The sequence below is a fragment of the Mannheimia granulomatis genome, assembly GCF_011455695.1.
Taxonomy (GTDB): Bacteria; Pseudomonadota; Gammaproteobacteria; order Enterobacterales; family Pasteurellaceae; genus Mannheimia; species Mannheimia granulomatis_A.
The window spans coordinates 2,076,599-2,096,649 of the sequence record NZ_CP015030.1 but is presented as its reverse complement, the minus strand read 5'-3'; the positions used below and the strand labels follow the sequence as shown (position 1 = coordinate 2,096,649).

At 40.2% G+C, this 20,051-nt stretch carries 18 protein-coding genes and 4 tRNA genes; 12 read left to right on the top strand and 10 right to left on the bottom strand.

The features are described from left to right. Window positions 1–90: 90 nt before the first annotated feature. Window positions 91–1,470 (top strand): GntP family permease, encoded by a 1,380-nt coding sequence (locus A4G16_RS10145; protein WP_165889735.1) that lies wholly within the window; start codon window positions 91–93, stop codon window positions 1,468–1,470. A gap of 10 nt (window positions 1,471–1,480) precedes the next feature. Continuing rightward, complete coding sequence (locus A4G16_RS10140) at window positions 1,481–2,620, top strand: glycerate kinase (protein WP_165889938.1); 1,140 nt, start codon at window positions 1,481–1,483, stop codon at window positions 2,618–2,620. An 88-nt stretch (window positions 2,621–2,708) separates the two neighbouring features. Here A4G16_RS10140 and A4G16_RS10135 read toward each other — a convergent pair whose 3' ends face one another. The 10 genes from A4G16_RS10135 to mutY all read right to left on the bottom strand — a co-directional run bounded on the left by A4G16_RS10135 (window position 2,709) and on the right by mutY (window position 9,709). After that, a complete protein-coding gene (locus A4G16_RS10135; protein ID WP_165889734.1) occupies window positions 2,709–3,461 on the bottom strand; it encodes an esterase family protein in 753 nt (250 codons plus the stop codon). 10 nt (window positions 3,462–3,471) lie between these two features. Beyond that, window positions 3,472–4,653 carry an ATP-grasp domain-containing protein gene (locus A4G16_RS10130; protein WP_165889733.1) on the bottom strand — a complete coding sequence of 394 codons (1,182 nt, stop codon included), beginning with the start codon at window positions 4,651–4,653 and terminating at the stop codon, window positions 3,472–3,474. 174 nt (window positions 4,654–4,827) lie between these two features. Next, window positions 4,828–6,228, bottom strand: a complete 1,401-nt coding sequence (gene ffh, locus A4G16_RS10125; RefSeq protein ID WP_165889732.1) for a signal recognition particle protein — start codon at window positions 6,226–6,228, stop codon at window positions 4,828–4,830. A 332-nt stretch (window positions 6,229–6,560) separates the two neighbouring features. Then, window positions 6,561–6,636: transfer RNA gene (locus A4G16_RS10120), tRNA-Asn, on the bottom strand. A gap of 5 nt (window positions 6,637–6,641) precedes the next feature. Continuing rightward, window positions 6,642–6,717: transfer RNA gene (locus A4G16_RS10115), tRNA-Phe, on the bottom strand. Between the two features lie 172 nt (window positions 6,718–6,889). Next, window positions 6,890–6,965, bottom strand: a tRNA-Asn gene (locus tag A4G16_RS10110). A gap of 5 nt (window positions 6,966–6,970) precedes the next feature. Next, window positions 6,971–7,046, bottom strand: a tRNA-Phe gene (locus A4G16_RS10105). A gap of 130 nt (window positions 7,047–7,176) precedes the next feature. Beyond that, on the bottom strand, window positions 7,177–8,271 hold the full coding sequence (mltC, locus tag A4G16_RS10100; RefSeq protein WP_165889731.1) for a membrane-bound lytic murein transglycosylase MltC: 1,095 nt from the start codon (window positions 8,269–8,271) through the stop codon (window positions 7,177–7,179). A gap of 15 nt (window positions 8,272–8,286) precedes the next feature. Next, the gene (locus tag A4G16_RS10095; protein ID WP_027073451.1) at window positions 8,287–8,556 is read right to left on the bottom strand and encodes an oxidative damage protection protein; all 270 of its coding nucleotides are present in this window, start codon (window positions 8,554–8,556) and stop codon (window positions 8,287–8,289) included. 10 nt (window positions 8,557–8,566) lie between these two features. Beyond that, window positions 8,567–9,709, bottom strand: coding sequence for an A/G-specific adenine glycosylase (gene mutY, locus A4G16_RS10090; protein ID WP_165889730.1), 1,143 nt, complete (start codon window positions 9,707–9,709; stop codon window positions 8,567–8,569). A gap of 80 nt (window positions 9,710–9,789) precedes the next feature. Between mutY and A4G16_RS10085 the strand changes: the two genes are divergently transcribed. The 10 genes from A4G16_RS10085 (at window position 9,790) to fbpC (ending at window position 20,007) form a co-directional block, all read left to right on the top strand. After that, window positions 9,790–10,182, top strand: a complete 393-nt coding sequence (locus tag A4G16_RS10085) for a VOC family protein (protein WP_165889729.1) — start codon at window positions 9,790–9,792, stop codon at window positions 10,180–10,182. Window positions 10,183–10,196: 14 nt separating this feature from the next. Next, entirely contained in the window at window positions 10,197–10,910 is a 714-nt protein-coding gene (gene sfsA / locus A4G16_RS10080; RefSeq protein ID WP_165889728.1) for a DNA/RNA nuclease SfsA, read from the top strand. Window positions 10,911–10,989: 79 nt separating this feature from the next. Continuing rightward, window positions 10,990–11,496, top strand: coding sequence for a cytochrome b (locus A4G16_RS10075; RefSeq protein WP_165889727.1), 507 nt, complete (start codon window positions 10,990–10,992; stop codon window positions 11,494–11,496). Window positions 11,497–11,630: 134 nt separating this feature from the next. Further along, a complete protein-coding gene (gene hslV / locus A4G16_RS10070; protein WP_027073457.1) occupies window positions 11,631–12,152 on the top strand; it encodes an ATP-dependent protease subunit HslV in 522 nt (173 codons plus the stop codon). A gap of 86 nt (window positions 12,153–12,238) precedes the next feature. Beyond that, entirely contained in the window at window positions 12,239–13,561 is a 1,323-nt protein-coding gene (gene hslU, locus A4G16_RS10065) for an HslU--HslV peptidase ATPase subunit (RefSeq protein WP_042801915.1), read from the top strand. A gap of 150 nt (window positions 13,562–13,711) precedes the next feature. Further along, a complete protein-coding gene (locus A4G16_RS10060; RefSeq protein WP_165889726.1) occupies window positions 13,712–14,572 on the top strand; it encodes a VirK/YbjX family protein in 861 nt (286 codons plus the stop codon). Window positions 14,573–14,711: 139 nt separating this feature from the next. After that, window positions 14,712–15,746 carry an ABC transporter substrate-binding protein gene (locus A4G16_RS10055; RefSeq protein WP_165889937.1) on the top strand — a complete coding sequence of 345 codons (1,035 nt, stop codon included), beginning with the start codon at window positions 14,712–14,714 and terminating at the stop codon, window positions 15,744–15,746. Between the two features lie 32 nt (window positions 15,747–15,778). Beyond that, a complete protein-coding gene (locus A4G16_RS10050; protein WP_165889725.1) occupies window positions 15,779–16,813 on the top strand; it encodes an ABC transporter substrate-binding protein in 1,035 nt (344 codons plus the stop codon). A gap of 21 nt (window positions 16,814–16,834) precedes the next feature. Next, entirely contained in the window at window positions 16,835–18,892 is a 2,058-nt protein-coding gene (locus A4G16_RS10045) for an ABC transporter permease (RefSeq protein WP_165889724.1), read from the top strand. A 68-nt stretch (window positions 18,893–18,960) separates the two neighbouring features. Continuing rightward, entirely contained in the window at window positions 18,961–20,007 is a 1,047-nt protein-coding gene (gene fbpC / locus A4G16_RS10040) for a ferric ABC transporter ATP-binding protein (protein WP_165889723.1), read from the top strand. Window positions 20,008–20,051: the final 44 nt, after the last annotated feature.

Here is a 20,051-nt window from a genome sequence, read left to right as displayed (position 1 = left end):
TTTTAACAAATTTTTTGCAAATTCAGACAAAGCTTTTTCAGAAAAAATACCTAATAATAGGGCAATTATTTGGTAAATAAGGAGCTTGTTATGACAGGTATGACTCTCATTTTGACCTTTTTGGTGGCAATCATCATTATGATTTATATGATTGCCAAACTTAAAGTCCATCCATTTTTAGCTTTAATGTCGATTTCGCTGGGTTTAGCCCTAGTGGCAGGTTTGCCATTGGCAAAAATTCCGGCAATTATCGGTGAAGGTTTTAGTGGTACTTTCAAAAGTATTGGTATTGTGATTATTTTCGGGGCAATTATCGGCACCGTACTGGAAAAAACCGGTGCAGCGTTGAAGCTTGCCGATATGGTCGTGCGTGTGGTCGGACAAAAACGCCCGGAGCTTGCCATGCTGATTATGGGGTGGGTTGTCGGTATTCCGGTTTTCTGCGATAGTGGCTTTGTAGTGCTAAACCCGATTCGTGAAGCAATCCGCAAAAAAATCTTAGCCAATCCGGTTGGCATGGCAGTAGCACTTAGCGCCGGCCTATATGCCTCCCACGTATTTATTCCACCCACACCGGGGCCAATTGCAGCGGCTGGTGCTGTGGGCTTAAGCTCTAATTTGCTTTTGGTGATTGGAATAGGGATTGTAGTATCAATTCCTGTGCTTATTGCAAGTTACACCTTTGCGAAATATGTCGGCAAACGAGTAACAGTAGCGGAAGAAGTTGAGGCAGATCAAGTGATTAGCCAAAGCTATGAAGAATTATTGAAAAAATACGGTAAGTTACCAAGCGGCTTTTTAAGCCTTGCGCCAATTTTCATGCCAATCGTATTAATGGCGATTGGCTCTATTGCAAAAATTATGGGCGTAACAGGTAACTTCGGAACATTATTACAATTCTTAGGTAATCCGATTATTGCATTAGCAATTGGTGTAATTTTCTCTGTTATTTTGCTTGCCTCAACCGGCAAAATGAGCAAATTTGATAACTTAACGAACGATACCTTAAAACTGGTTGGTCCGATTCTCTTCATTACCGCAGCCGGTGGCGTGTTAGGTAATGTGATTACTCAAGCAGGCTTTGTGGACTACATCAAACAAAACGCTCACATTATCAGTGCGGCAGGCATTTTCTTCCCGTTCTTGATTTCCGCCATTCTCAAAACCGCACAAGGCAGCTCAACGGTGGCAATTATTACTACCGCCTCAATTATGGGGATGTATAACACCTCAGATTCACTGATGAATGCGTTAGGCTTAGCCAGCGAATTAGCGGCAGCTTTAACCGTGATGGCGATTGCAGCAGGCTCAATGTGTGTTTCCCACGCAAACGACAGTTACTATTGGGTGGTGACGAATTTCAGTAAACTCACCCCGCAACAGGGCTATCGTACTCAAACCACATTAACCTTTATCATGGGGGTGGTCGGTATGATGACAGTGTATATTCTTTCTTTAATCTTGCTGTAAGGAGGAAATGATGAAAATTGTTATCGCCCCCGATTCTTTCAAAGAAAGCCTGACTGCATTGGAGGTGGCTCAGGCAATCCAAATCGGCTTTGCCCGTGTGTTCCCGAATGCGGATTATCAGCTTGTGCCAATGGCAGATGGCGGCGAAGGCTCGGTGCAATCGCTGATTGATGCCACAAAAGGCAGTTTGCAAAAAATCAGCGTAAAAGCACCGCTTGCAAACCAAGTGGAGGCGACTTTCGGGCTCTCGGGCGATAAACAAACCGCCTTTATTGAAATGGCAGCAGCAAGTGGCTTGCACCTTGTGCCGTTTGAACAGCGTAATCCACTCATCACCACCAGCTTCGGCACAGGCGAGTTAATCAAAGCTGCATTAGATTTAGGCGTGAAGAAAATCTTGCTCGGCATTGGTGGCAGTGCCACCAATGATGGCGGGGTGGGAATGTTACAAGCACTTGGCTTGAAATTTTTAGACAGTCAAGGAAAAACCATTGCTGCAGGTGGGGCTGCGCTTAGCCAAATTGCACAGATTGATATAAGCGAAATGGACTCTCGCTTAAAAGAGGTAGAATTTGAAATCGCCTGTGATGTAGATAATCCACTTTGTGGCGAACGAGGAGCTTCCGCTGTCTTTGGCCCGCAAAAAGGGGCGACATCAGAAATGGTCAAAACCTTAGATCAAGCCCTTGCTCACTTTGCTGAGAAAGTGAAAACTCAGCTAGGTATTGAAATTGCCGATAAAGCCGGTGCTGGTGCCGCAGGGGGAATGGGGGGCGGATTATTATTGCTACCAAATGTACAACTGCGTTCAGGAGTAGAAATTATTATTGAGGCAACCCGCTTAACAGAAAAAGTACGTGATGCGGATTTAGTGATCACCGGTGAAGGGAGAATGGACGCACAATCTATTGCCGGCAAAACCCCAATTGGTGTAGCTCGTACAGCCAAATCCTTTGATAAGCCCATAATTGCGATTGTCGGTTCACTACGAGATGACTACCCGGTGGTTTATCAACACGGCATTGATGCGGTCTTCCCGATTATTCGCCAACTACAGAGCCTTGAGGAAACGTTAAAGCTCGGTCATGAAAATTTAATTTCAACCGCAGAGAATGTGGCAAGGCTTTGGAAAATGGCACAGTCTGCATAAATTAGAGATAAACAAGCGGTTGTTTTTTCTGAACATTTTGCAAAAAATCAGAAAAAACGACCGCTTGTATTTTCGTGTTTTGAGCTATTTAGAGAAGCCCTTGTTCTTCTAATTGCCCCAAGAAATACGGCATTTGTTTACGCCATGTTGGCCAGTCATGGTCAATATCAAAACCCCAATAATCAAACCATGCCTCAATACCTTTTGCTTTGAAAGCGTCTTCTAAACGATGGGTATCTTCCACGTGTTGTTCTTCCCACGCGCCTTGTCCAACCGCAATAATATAGTGGTTTTGGCGGTAACGATTTAAGAACCAATCATCATTTTGCCCCCACATATAATCAATCGGTGAGTTAAAATAAACCGCTTTATCGCCATAGAATTCACCGGTGAAAAAACGGGCATCATACACACCGCTTAGGGCGATAGCGATATCAAATAAATCCGGGTGGCGTAGGGCAAAGTTTACGGTATGGAATGCCCCCATGCTACAACCAGTTGCGATCATGGTGCCATTCCATTGTGATTCGTGGCGGATAAGTGGCACTAATTCGTGAATAATGTAACGATCATAAGCATTGTGTGCTAACGCCATATCATGTCCGGATTTGTGTTTGGATAACCATGATTCCGCATCATAAGAATCCGGAGTATAAAATTTGATTAAGCCTCTTTCAATAAATGAGCGGCAGGCTTCAATCATTCCGAAGTTGCCATATTCATTTTCATTGCCGCCTGATGATGGGAAAACAATCACAGGTTTACCGGCGTGACCGTACACATTAAATGCCATTTCACGACCTAATTCACCACTCCAATGGCTTCTTTTTTCAAAGTGCATAACTCACCTCTTACTGTTTTACTTGAGCGAATTGAACAATTTCACGCATTTGCTCCATCGTTTCAGTTCGGGCTAGAATACCGTGTTCACCCATAATTTTGGCGAACACACCCGGGACGGTTTGAACGCTAATGATATTGTCGGCAAATTTTTCACATACCGCATCAATAGAATTAACATAATTCTGGTTAGCCTTACGTGAAATATAAACCACATTCCAAGGGTGCTGAATATTTGAGTAGAATTTATTTTCTTTGACAATATTAGCGAACTCTTTAAATACATCAAAATCGTTTGCGTAGTTCCACATATCAATGGTTAATCCACCCGGTGGGCGGCAATTAATTTCAAGCGGTAATAGTTCCGCGTTTTTGCCTTTGGTTCGGAAAAATTCAAAATGGAAAAAACGCTCTTTAACGTTAAAGGCTTTCACACATAATTTACCCATTTCCACCAGTTTTTCCGAAATTTGGCGTGGTATGTAATAATACATATCACCATCTTTGGAAACCGTGTCTAATACCGCTTCGGAATACTCAAGACTGGAATAGAAAACGATATTACCCTCGTGGTCAGTCAAACCATCAAAAGTGACGATATCTCCATCAATAAATTCTTCCATAATATATTCAACGGACGGATTCTTATAACCAAAGAAACTCTCTAATTCCTCTGCGCTTTTAATTTTATAAGTATCGCTCGCCCCCACACCGGAATTTGGCTTGATAATCACAGGAAACGTCAATTCTTTTGCCAATTTACGTGCATCTTCATCATCATTAAATACACGACCTTTTGCTACTTTCAAACCTGTTTGGCGGAAAACTTCTTTCATTTGTGCTTTGGTTTTAATAGTAAGCATATCCTCATTTTTATAACCAAACACATTGAAATCGGTACGCAATTTTGCATCTAACTCCAACCAATATTCATTATGGGACTCAATGCGGTCAATACGGCCGTATTTATGGGCAAAATACGCGACCGCACGGTAGACCTGATCATAGTCTTCCATATTATCTACACGGTAATATTCAGTGAGCGAGTTACGTAAGGTCGGGCTTAATAATTCGTAAGGAGTATCTGCAATTCCAAGAGTATTGAAACCTGTTTCACGTAAACGAACGGCAAAGGTTTCAAAATTGGTTGGGAAATGCGGGGAAATCATAACGAAATTTAATGGTTGAGACATAATCTTCCTTTGCATAGTTTGCATATTGTTAAAATAATTAAATTGATTGTAGGCGAAATTGGTTAAATTTCAACATTTATTCACCCGCAGCAAAATTTTAAGGAGCTAGAATATAAAAAAGGCACAAAACTGAATTTTGTGCCTTTTAGTTATTTGCAAAATAATGTGAAAATTTTACCGCTTGCCGAACATACTCCCCAAGCCGCCAAGACCGCCTAAGCCGCCCATTCCACCGCCCATTAAGCCTTTCATGCCTCTCATCATTTTCGCCATTCCACCTTTACGCATTTTTTTCATCATACGCTGCATTTCATCAAACTGTTTAAGCAGTTTGTTAACATCTTGCACCTGTGTACCTGAGCCGAGAGCAATACGGCGACGGCGAGAGCCTTTGATAATATCCGGGTTTGCACGTTCTTTAAGGGTCATGGAGTTAATGATCGCTTCCATTTTAACGAACATTTTGTCATCCACTTGGTTTTTGACGTGATCAGGCAAATTTTTCGCACCGGGAAGTTTGTCTAGCATTGATATCATGCCGCCCATCTTTTTCATTTCAATCAGCTGTTCGCGGAAATCTTCAAGGGTAAAATCGTCCCCTTTCTTGAATTTTGCCGCCATTTTCTCGGCTTTTTCTTGATCGACAGAACGCTGTAAGTCTTCAATTAACGACATTACATCGCCCATACCAAGAATGCGGGAAGCAACACGATCCGGGTGGAACGGCTCAAGAGCATCCGTTTTCTCGCCCACACCTAAGAATTTGATCGGCTTACCCGTAATTTGGCGGATAGAAAGTGCCGCACCACCACGGGCATCGCCATCGACTTTGGTTAAAATTACCCCGGTGAGAGGCAAAGCTTCATTAAAGGCTTTCGCTGTATTAGCTGCATCTTGACCGGTCATCGCATCGACGGTAAACAAAGTTTCAATCGGGTTAAGGGCAGCGTGGATTTGTTGAATCTCCTCCATCATCTCGCCATCAACGTGCAAACGACCTGCGGTATCGACAATCAACACATCAAAAAAATTAAGCTTAGCATGCTTAAGTGCAGCTTCAGCAATAGCAACAGGCTTCTGACTGGTTTCAGTTGGGAAGAAATCTACTTTCAACGCTTCAGCTAAAGTTTGAAGCTGCTTAATCGCCGCCGGGCGATAAACATCGGCAGAAACCACTAAAACTTTTTTCTTATGGCGTTCTTTTAAGAATTTAGCTAATTTACCCACAGAGGTCGTCTTACCCGCACCTTGCAAACCTGCCATTAAAATGACTGCCGGTGGCTGAGCCGCAAGATTGAGCTCCTCATTGGCTTCTCCCATCGCACTTTCTAATTCACTTTGTACGATTTTTAAGAATTCTTGCCCCGGAGTCAGACTTTTATTGACTTCAACGCCCAACGCACGCTCTTTAACCTTATTGATAAAATCACGCACTACAGGCAAAGCAACATCTGCCTCAAGCAATGCCATACGCACTTCACGCAGAGTATCTTTAATATTATCTTCAGTTAAACGACCTTTACCTGTGATATTACGCAGGGTCTTCGAAAGTCTATCGGATAGGTTTTCAAACATATTGGGTTCTCAATTTGCAAAATTTTAGAAGAAAGTAACCGCTTACAAGCGTCAAATTGCAGACATTATACAAAAAAAAGCGGGGAGATTATAGGAAAATAAAAAAACGACATAGGGTTTAGACTATGTCGTAAAATTTGACGATATTCGAGGAATCATTATTATTTGTTGTAATTTATGATCATAATACTCCGAATTCTTGGCAAAAGTGAAGTAGTATTTTCAAGTTTATTTGAGAAATGAGAAGTAGTTCACAAAATTCAACAAAAAAAGTAAGGATAGATTGCTAAAAGGCAAAAGCCCCGATAATTTCTTATCAGGGCTTCAGAATATGGCTCCTCCTGCGGGACTCGAACCTGCGACATATGGATTAACAGTCCACCGTTCTACCGACTGAACTAAGGAGGAATTGATGGTGCCTCGAGGCGGAATCGAACCACCGACACGGGGATTTTCAATCCCCTGCTCTACCGACTGAGCTATCGAGGCGACTCGTCGTTTGTGGTGTGCATTATGCTGATTTTTTTTTGCTTCGTCAAATAGAATTCGAGGAAATTTAACATTTTAGAGCACAGCATACTAAAAATTGAGCAATTGTCTATTTTTTATAAATTATAAAAAACGAAAGCCCCGATGATTTCTCATCAGGGCTTCTTGAATATGGCTCCTCCTGCGGGACTCGAACCTGCGACATATGGATTAACAGTCCACCGTTCTACCGACTGAACTAAGGAGGAATTGATGGTGCCTCGAGGCGGAATCGAACCACCGACACGGGGATTTTCAATCCCCTGCTCTACCGACTGAGCTATCGAGGCAACGTCGTTGCGGGGTGCATTATGCTAATTTCAGCCCGCAACGTCAAACATTTTTTTATGAATTCGAAAAAACCGCTGCTTGAATGTGCTTTTTTTATACGTTTCGCCTAAAAACAGCTCAAATCATAAATTATCGAATATTGCGATACTTTTCTCTCGCCGTCGTTACTTTACGTAAGTAATTACGAGCTTGAGAAGATGGATGTGCGGTTGTTAAAATACGATAAACCGCATCCGCCGAGAGATCGTTAATTCTGTCAATCGCAGCATACTTATCTGAATCAAATACACGTAATACCGCACCCGCTCCACTGTTATAAGCAGAAATCATTGCATAACGTTTTGCAATCGGATCTATAATACCATCTAAATATTCATCACGTAAGATGGTTAAATAGAGCGTACCGGCATCAATATTGTTAGACGGATTGTACAGATATTCACGGCTCGGCTGTCCGCCCATACCTTTACGGGCAAAAATATCCCGGCCTGCGGTACGAGGCACAACCTGCATTAAGCCAATTGCATTGGCATAACTTACCGCATAAGGGTTGAATGCTGATTCAACCTCCATAATCCCCAAGATCAAGCTTGGTTCAATGTGATACTGTTTTGCCATTTTACGAACAAGCGGTAAATATTGTCTTGCACGTACTTCAACGTGCCCTTCTACCATTTTAATCGCTACATACATCGCATTTCGACCATTCTTTAAGCGACGAGTTTGAAGTTTATTTTGAATAAGATAGGTAGCAAAATCATTTGCAAGGGCGATATTGGTAATATCACGGCCAAACTGATCCCTTACCTGCCCTTTTAAGAAAGGGTTTGTACTAATTGGCACATCTCCTGATGAAAACAAGTCTATCCCTCTAGGATCTCGACCCATTAATAAAGTATGGACAATTGAGTTACGAAGATGATTTTGGTCACCTAAGGTTTCAATTGTAATAACCCCTTCTTCAAAGGAAATATGGCTACGGGTATAGAACTTATCGGTATATTTTACGTAATCTTTTTTACTGGCAACCAACAGTTCATTACTTCCCCAAATATCATCAATATTATGGGAAAATTGACCTGTTAGAATGTCTAAACCGTTGGTATCTTTTGAGTAATCCACACGAGTAGATTTAGGTTTTTTACCGCTAGAGGATTTACTGCCGCAAGATGCAAGAAAGGGAATAATTGCCAAAAGCGGCAAATATTTAGCATATTTTTTCATTGATTTTACCTTCAATTATTCAATTGGCTTATAGCCCTCAATCACGACTTCTTTACCTTCAAATAAGAAACTTACCATTTCTTGCTCCAGTAATTTTCGGTGTTCGGGATTCATCATATTCAATTTTTTTTCGTTTACCAACATAGTCTGCTTTTTAATCCATTCCGACCATGCTTGTTTGCTGATTGAATCAAAAATACGTTTACCGAGATCGCCCGGATAAAGTTGAAAATCTAAGCCTTCGGCATCTTGTTTTAAATACTCGCAAAATATGGTTCGTGCCATAATTTAATCCTTAAATATCATGTTTTACGGTAAACGCCAGTTCATCCAAAATACGCTTAACCGGCGTAGCTAAACCTACTTCATTATTTTGGTGCAAATCATACCAATAATCTGTTGCTGAAGATACAGCCGAGAGATAATTTCCTCCGTTTTCTCTTGCAACAAGCGGTAAAATTTCAGTATTTTTTTGCAAATCCACCTCAACCAGAATTGGAGTAATATCCAGATGAAAATGGCTAAATGTGTGCCTAAATGTACCCAATTGCTGTGAAATTTGTAAATTCTTCATCAAATTTGACTGCTTGAGCGTATCCAAGCTATCAAATTGTGGAAACGCAAACAATCCACCCCAAATACCCTTAGCCTCTCTTTTTTGTAAAAGTACCTTTGAGCCAGCTTTTAACACCAGAAAATAAGTTTGACGTTCAGGTAAAGTTTTCTTCGGTTTTTTTGCAGGGAACGCATGCCACGCCTGCATTGCATTAGCTTTACATTGATTTTGCAACGGACAAATCAAGCATTTGGGTTTGGTACGAGTGCAAATCATCGCGCCTAAATCCATCATTGCTTGGTTAAAATCCGCCACTTGTGTACTTGGAGTAACACGTTCACTCAAGTTCCAAAGCTGATTTTCAACCGCTTTCTCACCCGGCCAACCTTCCACTGCAAAATAACGACTCAGCACACGTTTTACATTTCCATCCAAAATCGGATGTGGGGCATCTAAAACGGAGGATAAAATTGCTCCAGCAGTACTTCTGCCCACACCAGACAAACTCAGCACATCATCAAAACGAGTGGGGAATTCGCCCTGAAAGCGATCCCTAATTTGAATAGCGGCATTATGTAAATTTCTCGCTCGAGCGTAATAGCCCAATCCTGTCCATAAATGTAATACTTCATCAATGGAAGCATTAGCTAAGTCAGTTATCGTCGGAAATCGTTCAATAAAACGCTCAAAATAAGGAATAACCGTTGCAACTTGAGTTTGTTGCAACATCACTTCCGATAGCCAAACCTTATATAAAGTTTTATTCTGCTGCCAAGGCAAATGTTTTCTTCCGTATTGCTCAAACCAATCCAGTGCCGATTTCGCAAAAAAGTCGGAAACCGAGGCTTGAGCGAGAGGATATTGTGAAAAGTTGCTAGTCATTAAAAATCTTGAAATCAAAAAAAGAAATAATCATACTGTAAGCGGTCCGTTTTACCAAAAATTTTACAAATTGAGAAAAAATGAAATCTCCCATTCTTGGCTTTCACCATATTGCCTTAATCGTATCTGATTACGAAAAATCCAAACATTTCTATACCCAAATTTTAGGGGCGGAAATTATTGAGGAAACCTACCGAGCTTTACGCAAGAGTCATAAATTGGATTTACGCTTTCAAGATGGCTCACAAATTGAGCTTTTTAGTTTTCCGCTAACACCGCCTCGCTTTAGCTCTCCCGAAACATGCGGACTTCGCCATTTGGCATTTAAAGTAGAAAATATTGAACAGGCGATTGCTTTTTTAGAACAGCATAATTTACCTCATGAAGGGATCAGAATTGATGAGATTACCGGCAAGCGTTTTACTTTTTTCCGCGATCCTGATGATTTACCGTTAGAATTTTATGAAATCTGAGCGATTTTCTAATAATGAACTTTCCACATCTTTCTCACGGCATTTTACTGCGCCGTTATAAACGTTTTCTGGCTGATATTCAATTACCCGATGGAAAACAAATTACTCTGCACTGCCCGAATACAGGCGCAATGACAGGCTGTGCTAATGCGGGCGATACCGTTTGGTTTTCAACCTCTAATAACCCCAAACGCAAATATGCTCACACCTGGGAATTAACTCAAACCCAAGCTGGGCATTTTATTTGTATAAATACTCTGCGTGCTAATCAGCTTGTACAAGAAGCCTTAGAGCATCAATGGATAAACGAGCTTTCTACTTACACAGAAATTTTGCCGGAACAGAAATATGGCACAGAAAACAGTCGCATTGATTTTCTGTTGAAATCTGAGTCTTTGCCGAATTGCTTTGTAGAAGTGAAATCTACCACGCTTTTAACGGAAAATGGCATCGGGATGTTCCCAGATGCAAAAACAGCTCGAGGACAAAAACACTTACGAGAATTGACTTTGATTGCACAGCAAGGCTCACAAGCGGTCATTTTTTTCGCTATTTTACACACAGGCATTGAACGGTTTGAGGTGGCAAAGCAAATAGACCCGAAATATGCTCAATTATTTGAAACAGCAAAATCACAAAATGTACAAACCTTGGCCTATAAAATCGAGATGTTGATGGAAAATAATAAACCGACAGGCATGCTACTTAATCAGCAGATAAGATTATAGTTATTGCTATAATTTACACTTTTACACCGCATTTTATTTTCCGTTATACTGTCGAGAGAATTCATTTAAGGAGTGTAATATGCGTTCAGATAATTCACAAGTTTACGGCACCGTTAGCCGTATTCTACATTGGTCAATGGCAATCTGTTTTGGTTTTATGCTTTATACAGGCTTAGCAGGCGAAGAAACTTTCCGTTCACTATTACCTTATCATAAATCGGTGGGTGCCATTTTGATGGTGTTAATCATTGTTCGCACCTTGTGGGCGATGGCCAATCGCAAAAACCGCCCTGCCGCGGCCAATATTTTTGTTACGCTGGGCCATTTAGCGCTCTATATTTTAATGCTGACAGTACCCACCATTGCTTTAATTCGCCAATACGGCGCAGCACGTGGCCCGCTGGAGGTGTTTGGTGTTAAAGTAATGGAAGGAGCGACAGAAAAAATTGATTGGACGGTCTCCCTAGGCAATTCATTACACGGTGAATTAGCTTGGGCATTGTTTGCCTTAACCGCCGGTCACATTATCATGGCAATTTATCATCAAATTAAGGGTGAAAAGATTTTAAATCGCATGGCACATTAAGTTGCTTGAAATGGTTTGAAGTAATTCAAACCATTTTTTTGCAAAAAATTCCCAGAATATTACCGCTTGTGCTTGAAAAAACGGTAATACCTCCCCACATAAGCGAAAGTTTTCTGAAAAAAGAAGGATTTAAAATGACAACAATTGTATGCGTGCGTAAAGACGGCAAAGTGGCTATTGGTGGTGACGGTCAAGCCACACTCGGAAATTGTATTGAAAAAGGCACAGTACGGAAAGTTCGTCGCTTATACAAAGACAAAGTGGTTACAGGTTTTGCTGGCTCAACGGCTGATGCCTTTATTTTGCGTGATCTGTTTGAGAAAAAGCTGGAATTGCACCAAGGGCATTTAGTTAAATCGGCAGTAGAACTTGCTAAAGAGTGGCGTACTGAGCGAGCTTTACGCCGCTTGGAAGCAATGATGATTGTGGCAAATGAAAGCGAATTTTTGCTGGTATCAGGCTCAGGCGATGTGATTGAGCCAGAACAAGATGTGTTAGCCATTGGTTCAGGTGGAAATTATGCTAAAGCTGCCTCTCTCGCGTTACTGCGAACCGAGAATAATTTATCTGCTAAAGAAATCGTGGCAGAGGCCTTAAAAATTGCTGGCGATATTGATATTTACAGTAATCATAATCATGTGATTGAAGAAGTTTAGTAGAGTGGGATTACCCCACCATAATTATCCAATTTATATCGTAGTGGTGGGATAAGTCCCACCTACGCTCAAATGAGAAAGAATATATGTCAATGACCCCTCGTGAAATTGTATCTGAATTAGATGCTCACATTATCGGACAAAATGAAGCTAAGCGTGCAGTGGCTATCGCACTTAGAAATCGCTGGCGTAGAATGCAGCTACCGGAAGATCTACGTCAAGAAGTAACACCTAAAAATATCCTAATGATTGGACCAACAGGTGTGGGTAAAACAGAAATCGCCCGCCGTTTGGCAAAATTAGCAAATGCCCCATTCATTAAAGTAGAAGCAACTAAATTTACCGAAGTCGGTTATGTAGGCAAAGAGGTAGATTCAATCATTCGTGATTTGGCGGATGTATCAATGAAGCTGGTTCGCCAACAAGCGGTAGAAAAAAATAAAATGCGCGCCCAAGATGCTGCAGAAGATCGCATTTTAGATGTATTGTTACCACCGGCAAAAGACCAGTGGGGTAAAGTCCAAGAATCGGATAACGCCTCAACCCGTCAAGTTTTTCGCAAAAAATTGCGTGAAGGGCAGTTAGACGATAAAGAGATTGAAATTGATGTTGCTGCACAAGTAAGCGTTGAAATTATGACGCCACCGGGCATGGAAGAGATGACCTCGCAACTACAATCACTGTTTGAAGGAATGTCGCCAAGCAAAACCAAAAAACGCAAAATGAAAATCAAAGATGCGTTAAAAGTGATGCTAGATGAAGAAGCCGCAAAATTAGTCAATCCGGAAGAGCTAAAACAACAAGCTATTGAAGCAGTTGAACAGCACGGTATCGTTTTTATTGATGAAATCGATAAGATTTGCAAAAAAAGCGAACATTCAGGTGGTGATGTTTCTCGTGAAGGAGTTCAACGTGATTTACTACCTATCATTGAAGGCTCAACAGTAAACACCAAACATGGCATGGTTAAAACAGACCATATTCTGTTTATTTGTTCCGGTGCATTCCAAGTAGCCAGACCGTCTGATTTACTGCCTGAGTTACAAGGTCGTTTACCGATCCGCGTGGAATTGAAATCACTCACCAAAGACGATTTCGAGCGTATTTTAACCGAACCCAATGCTTCACTTACGTTACAATATCGTGAATTAATGAAAACCGAAGGGGTGGAAATTGAATTTACCCAAGAGGGGATCAGCAAAATTGCGGAATCGGCATTCCGTGTCAACGAAAAAACCGAAAATATCGGTGCAAGACGTTTACACACCGTGCTTGAACGTTTAATGGACGGCATTTCATTTGATGCCAGCGAACGTTCCGGCGAGAAAGTCATTATTGACGAAAAATATGTTTCTGAAGCGTTAAACGACGTTGTAGAAAACGAAGATTTAAGTCGATTTATTTTATAGTTTAAGTAGTACAAGCGGTCTGATTCTTGCAAAATTTTGAAACAAAACGTATCGCTTTTTGAACCTTGGCTTTGCCAATGGCTCCAAAGGAGCGAAAAAATTGCTTGCAATTTTTGAGTAAAATCAGACCGCTTGAATAATGTTTTAAAAATGAAAAATCAGTACCAATGGCCGAGTGCCAATGCTATTTACCCGAATAGAGGGAAAAAATCGTATGCCGGTAAGCGTTTACGCTTTAATCTACGTTCTTGGCTGCACCGAGATAAAATCAAAAAATTCAAACTTTTTATTGAGCAAAATCCTCAGTTAATCCCTCTGCTAAATGCCAGACCGAATTATAACTATCCATTAGCCCACCGCTTCTTGGATAAGCGTTTTTCCTCAACAGAACGCTTACAGAAAATGTGCGATAATTTGCTGTTTCTACCACAAAAACTGAGTCATCTTCCCCCTTTATGGGAACAAAAAGTGAATTTTGGTGAAGTAATTCCAGATTTTGAGCTGTTATTAAATATCAATGAATATCAACCAATGGAAGGCTTTTGGGCGTTAGAGCTTCGCCACAAGCCTACTCAGGAGCTCGTCTATTTATTAACTTTCGGCAAACTTGAGGAAGCTCTTCTAATCGCTGTCATTCAAGGTCCGAACTTTGAAGGTTCAAAAGAATTAGTTAAACAGTTAACCAAAAACTGCCATGGTTTACGTCCTGCTTATTTAATGGTGGAGGCGATGAAAGCGCTTACTTCAGTTTTAGGCTACGAAAGCTTGTTAGGCATTCCGCAAAAATATCAGAATAAATCCCGTTTCGTGCAAAGCAAACGATACGTAGTTGATTACGATGCTATTTTTGCTGAATCAAACGGAAAAGCCGGAAAATATTGGCAGTTACCGTTAGAATTAGAAAGCAAAAAAATGGACGAAATTCCAAGCAAAAAACGTTCAATGTATCGTAAACGCTATGAAATGCTAGCCAATCTAAAACAGTCCATGCAAGCCTTATTAAATAATTAATAAAACAAAGCCTTCTATCCCCAGAATAGCTTCAAAATGAGTGTTATTTATTTGAACTGTGAGTTTGTTCACAGAATTTCATTAAATTTCTTGTTATATTGCGAGTTCGTCACTCAATCACTATTCTGGGGAAATTATGATGAAATTAAAAAAACTCTCTTTAGCACTTTCAACATTATTACTTGGCTCAATGTTCTCTCAAGCTGCATTAGCAGAGGGAAGACTAACTGTTTACTGTAGTGCAACCAATGAACTTTGCGAACAAGAAATTCAGGCATTCGGGAAAAAATATGATGTAAAAGTTGCTTTCGTGCGTAACGGTTCAGGCAGTACCTTAGCTAAAATTGAAGCCGAAAAAAATAATCCACAGGCCGATGTTTGGTATGGCGGTACACTAGACCCTCACTCTCAAGCTGCGGAAATGGGATTATTACAACAATATCAATCTCCAAATCTAGCACAAATTATCGAGCAATTCCGTGATCCGGCAAAGCTTAAAGGTAACTATTCATCTGCAGTTTATATGGGAATTTTGGGTTATGGCGTAAACCTTGATCGCTTGAAAAAGCTCGGCATCGAAAAAGTACCAAGCACATGGGAAGACTTGCTTGACCCACGTTTAGCCGGTGAGATCCAAATTGCTGACCCACAAAGTTCAGGCACTGCCTATACTGCGATTGCCACTTTCGTTCAGCTTTGGGGTGAAGAAAAAGCCTTTGAATATTTTAATAAGTTACATAAAAATATCTCGCAATATACTAAATCAGGTATTACCCCTGCACGTAATACCGCTCGTGGTGAAACGACTATCGGTATCGGCTTCCTACACGACTATGCGGTAGAAAAGAAAAACGGTGCAAATATTGAAATGACGGCACCAACTGATGGTACTGGTTATGAATTAGGTGGTGTCAGTATCTTAAAAGGGGCAAGAAACCTAGAAAACGCAAAATTATTTATCGATTGGTCACTTTCAAAAGAAGCTCAAGAGCTTTCTTGGCAAAAAGGTAATGCCTTCCAAGTGTTAACAAATACTACTGCAGAGGCTTCGCCTTACGCTCTGAATCCAAAAGACTTAAACTTAATCAATTATGATTTTGAGAAGTATGGCTCAAGCGAAGAGCGTAAGCGTTTGATTGATAAATGGGTTAATGAAGTCAAACTCGCTAAATAAATTCAGTCAAAATTGCTATCGGGAGAATAATTATGAAATTATCAAAAATCGCTTTATCTCTTTCCAGCCTGCTATTTACAAGTCTATTCGTTAGTCCTGAAACCTTTGCAAACCCATCTGGAAGAGTGGTTGTTTATTGTAGTGCTCAAAATGTTGTATGCGAAAAGGCCGTTCAAGGTTTTTCCGAAAAATATAATATTAAAGCTTCATTTATTCGAAACAGCTCCGGTAGCACTTTAGCTAAAATGGAAGCAGAAAAAAACAACCCACAAGCGGATGTATGGTATGGTGGACCTTTTGATACTCACTTACAAGCGGTAGAACTCGGTTTGGTAGAACCTTATTCTTCACCTAAATTAGCTGAGGTGCTTCCACAATTTCAAAAATTAGGTAACGGAAGCAGTTCTGTTGTTTATATGGGCGTTTTAGGTTTTGGTGTAAATACCGAAAGATTGAAAAAATTAGGTATTAATGAAACACCACAATGTTGGAAAGATCTTCTAGACCCTAAATTTAAAAACGAAATTCAGTTAGCCGACCCGCAAAGTTCAGGCACTGCCTATACAGCAATATCTACCTTCATCCAATTGTGGGGAGAAAAGGATGCTTTTGATTATCTGAAAAAATTGCATCAAAATATTTCTCAGTATCCGAAAGCAGGGACAGCACCATCAAGAAATACTGCCAGAGGTGAAACTGCAATTGGAGTAGGTTTTTTACAAAATTATTCCTTTGAAAAAGAAAATGGTGCACCTATTGAATTAGTGGTGCCATGTGAAGGAACCGGGTATGAACTAGGCGGTATCAGCGTTATTAAAAATGCACGTAATTTAGAAAACGCAAAATTATTTGCTGATTGGGTAATGTCTAAAGAGGCTCAAGAATTATCTTGGCAAAAAGCACAATCCCATCATATTCCAACCAATATTAACGCTGAACCATCTCCTTATTCGCTTAAACCAGAGAATCTAAAACTTATCAATTATGATTTTGATAAATTTGGTTCAAATGAAATGCGTAGTAAGCTAATTGATAAATGGGTTACAGACGTAAAATTAGCACAGTAATTCTTGTTTCACGGAGGTTTTATGAGGAAACAGAAACAAATATTAAAAGGTAACCTAGTTTGGATCTTATTGTCATTTATAGGATTTATGGTATTACCTACAATGACACTACACTATGGTATTACAGAAGCGACAGCTGATGAAATTTACGCTGCAATGGGTTGGACCAAACCCAATTTAAGCTGGATTTGGTTCGGCTCTCTTCTGTTTTTGCCCATAGTCTCCTATTGGTTTGAAAATAAAGGTGAACAAAAACAAGGTAAGATTGAATTTATTACCCTAGCTACTATTTTCCTATTCATATTTGTCTCTGCTATTCTTCAAAAATTTAGTTTAGGATATTCAATTTTTGTCTTAGTTGTTGCGCTGGTTGCACTTGCAACGAATGCATTAGCTAAAATGAAGTTTATGCAAGGGGACAAATTCATCATATTTTCCTTGCTAAGTATCATATTACTCATTTTTTTCTTCATTGTTTATCCGACTTTTGCGATCTTCCTCTCCATGTTCTATGACGGCTCGGAATTTGTTCCAAGCCAAGTGTTAGATATTGTGAGTAAACCTTATGTGCTACGTATCATCACCAATTCATTAAGTGTTGCATTTACTATCGGTATTCTATCGACCTTATTTGGATTAATTTTTGCACTTTACACCACCAGAATAGCAAAACGTACTGCTGTTATCGGTAAAATATTCTCTATTTTACCTATTGTAACGCCACCTTTTGTTGTAGGACTAGGTGTAACCTTAATGCTTGGGCGTTCAGGCTATGTGACCTCTTTTTTAGTCGAACATTTTGGCTTTAGTAGCAACTGGCTATACGGTTTTACCGGCATTGTGATTGCACACACATTAGCATTAACGCCGATGTCATTTATGATTTTAGAAGGCGCATTAAAATCTATTCATCCATCTATTGAAGAAGCCTCTTACACACTAAGAGCTAATCGCTATCAAACATTCTTCAATATTATTTTTCCGTTGTTGAAACCGGCATTAGCCAACTCATTCTTAGTAGTGGCGATTCAATCATTGGCTGATTTTAGTACTCCATTAGTGCTTGGCGGTAGTTTCGATGTAATTTCATCACAAATTTACTTCTATATCGCCGGCTCACAATTAGATTATGCTTCCGCTAGCACATTAGGAACCATACTACTTATCTTCTCTCTTGCTATCTTTGTTATTCAGTATTGGTGGATAGGTAATCGCTCCTATGTAACTGTTTCAGGAAAATCATACCGTGGGGACGTACAAGAACTACCAACAACCCTAAAATACATCATTATCTTTACATTAGGTTTTTGGGTTATTTTCAATGCCGTGTTATACGGAAGTATATTTTATGGTAGCTTCACCAAAAACTGGGGGGTAGATTACACATTAACATTGCAGCATTACATTACTTTATTTGGTCAAGGTTTTAGTGATGGTGCTTGGCCATCTTTAATTCAAACGGTTATTTTTGCTGCAAGTGCTGCCCCTATTACTGCAATCTTTGGCTTACTCATCGCATACATTACAGTTAGACGCGATTTTAAGGGCAAAAAAACATTAGAATTCCTCACGCTACTTTGCTTTGCCGTACCGGGTACTGTGGCTGGGGTTTCTTATATCATCGCGTTTAATGATGCACCAATTTACATTACCGGCACAGGACTAATTATTATCCTTTCAATGGTCATGCGTAATATGCCTGTAGGAATGCGGGCGGCTGTTGCCGGGTTAGGACAATTAGATAAATCCCTTGATGAAGCCTCTCTATCCCTAAAAGGAAGCTCATTTAAAACCATCGTTTATATCGTCTTCCCACTATTAAAACCAGCATTATTATCTGCCCTGGTTACAAGTTTCGTCCGAGCAATGACAACAGTGAGCGCCATCGTATTTTTAGTAACCGCAGATACGCGTGTAGCAACATCCTACATACTTAACCGAGTAGAAGATGGTGAATATGGCGTTGCGATTGCTTATGGATCAATACTCATTTTGGTTATGATGGCGATTATTCTCTTCTTTGATTGGATTGTGGGTGATACGCGGATTTCTCGCTCTAAAGCAAAAACAACGCATTAACATAACTAAACCTTGTTACACGAAACATCCTGTGTATTAAAAAAATTTAACTCAATAAGGCAATAAATATGAATAATGATTTCTTAGTATTAAAAAATATTACAAAGTCTTTTGGTAAATCTGTCGTAATTAATAATCTAAATTTAACTATCAAACGCGGCACAATGGTCACACTTCTTGGGCCTTCCGGCTGTGGCAAAACAACGGTTCTTCGCTTAGTGGCAGGCCTGGAAAACCCAACTTCAGGTCAGATTTTTATTGATGGCGAAGATGTGACGAAATCCTCCATTCAAAATCGTGATATCTGTATCGTATTCCAGTCGTATGCCTTATTCCCGCATATGTCTATCGGTGATAACGTAGGTTATGGTTTACGTATGCAAGGCGTGAGCACTGAAGAACGTAAACAGCGTGTCAAAGAAGCCTTAGAGTTGGTAGATTTAGCCGGTTTTGAAGACCGCTTTGTTGATCAAATTTCAGGTGGTCAGCAGCAACGTGTAGCACTTGCACGAGCATTAGTCTTAAAACCTAAAGTACTATTATTTGATGAACCGTTAAGTAATTTAGATGCTAATCTGCGTCGCTCTATGCGTGAAAAAATTCGCGAACTACAACAACGTTTAGGAATAACCTCTCTTTATGTTACTCATGACCAATCGGAAGCTTTTGCAGTTTCAGACCAAGTAATTGTGATGGATAAAGGTGTGATAAAACAAAAAGATACTGCTAAGAATCTCTACTTACAACCAAATTCCCTATTCTTAGCTAACTTTATGGGCGAATCTACCATCTTAGCAGGAAAAAAATCAGGTAACATTATTCAGATTGGCGATTTCAATTTCACTTTAGAAAATGCAGAACGTTTCAATGTCGCTAACGGAGATTGCTTAGTTGGGATACGCCCGGAAGCAATTCAGCTTAAAGCAACCGGGGAAGAAAACCAACGCTGTGAGATAAAACACGCGGTATATATGGGCGCCCATTGGGAAATTACGGTTGAATGGCAAGGTAAAGAGATAATGGTAAATCTCAACCCGGATCAATACAATGAGACCCAGCAGGCTTATTATATTCATCTGAGTCAAACCGGAATTTTCTTGCTGAATATAGAATAAGACTTTTGAACATGAAAAAATGGAACTCTTAACCAGAGTTCCAT

Excerpts from the sequence above, each read along its gene's own strand:
- A4G16_RS10130 (WP_165889733.1), bottom strand. The coding sequence starts at position 4,653 with ATGTCTCAACCATTAAATTTCGTTATGATTTCCCCGCATTTCCCAACC.
- A4G16_RS10075 (WP_165889727.1), top strand. The coding sequence starts at position 10,990 with ATGCGTTCAGATAATTCACAAGTTTACGGCACCGTTAGCCGTATTCTA.
- A4G16_RS10085 (WP_165889729.1), top strand. The coding sequence starts at position 9,790 with ATGAAATCTCCCATTCTTGGCTTTCACCATATTGCCTTAATCGTATCT.
- fbpC (WP_165889723.1), top strand. The coding sequence starts at position 18,961 with ATGAATAATGATTTCTTAGTATTAAAAAATATTACAAAGTCTTTTGGT.
- A4G16_RS10060 (WP_165889726.1), top strand. The coding sequence starts at position 13,712 with ATGAAAAATCAGTACCAATGGCCGAGTGCCAATGCTATTTACCCGAAT.
- ffh (WP_165889732.1), bottom strand. The coding sequence starts at position 6,228 with ATGTTTGAAAACCTATCCGATAGACTTTCGAAGACCCTGCGTAATATC.
- A4G16_RS10050 (WP_165889725.1), top strand. The coding sequence starts at position 15,779 with ATGAAATTATCAAAAATCGCTTTATCTCTTTCCAGCCTGCTATTTACA.
- A4G16_RS10145 (WP_165889735.1), top strand. The coding sequence starts at position 91 with ATGACAGGTATGACTCTCATTTTGACCTTTTTGGTGGCAATCATCATT.
- hslU (WP_042801915.1), top strand. The coding sequence starts at position 12,239 with ATGTCAATGACCCCTCGTGAAATTGTATCTGAATTAGATGCTCACATT.
- A4G16_RS10045 (WP_165889724.1), top strand. The coding sequence starts at position 16,835 with ATGAGGAAACAGAAACAAATATTAAAAGGTAACCTAGTTTGGATCTTA.
- A4G16_RS10140 (WP_165889938.1), top strand. The coding sequence starts at position 1,481 with ATGAAAATTGTTATCGCCCCCGATTCTTTCAAAGAAAGCCTGACTGCA.
- A4G16_RS10095 (WP_027073451.1), bottom strand. The coding sequence starts at position 8,556 with ATGGCACGAACCATATTTTGCGAGTATTTAAAACAAGATGCCGAAGGC.
- mutY (WP_165889730.1), bottom strand. The coding sequence starts at position 9,709 with ATGACTAGCAACTTTTCACAATATCCTCTCGCTCAAGCCTCGGTTTCC.
- hslV (WP_027073457.1), top strand. The coding sequence starts at position 11,631 with ATGACAACAATTGTATGCGTGCGTAAAGACGGCAAAGTGGCTATTGGT.
- A4G16_RS10055 (WP_165889937.1), top strand. The coding sequence starts at position 14,712 with ATGAAATTAAAAAAACTCTCTTTAGCACTTTCAACATTATTACTTGGC.
- sfsA (WP_165889728.1), top strand. The coding sequence starts at position 10,197 with ATGAACTTTCCACATCTTTCTCACGGCATTTTACTGCGCCGTTATAAA.
- mltC (WP_165889731.1), bottom strand. The coding sequence starts at position 8,271 with ATGAAAAAATATGCTAAATATTTGCCGCTTTTGGCAATTATTCCCTTT.
- A4G16_RS10135 (WP_165889734.1), bottom strand. The coding sequence starts at position 3,461 with ATGCACTTTGAAAAAAGAAGCCATTGGAGTGGTGAATTAGGTCGTGAA.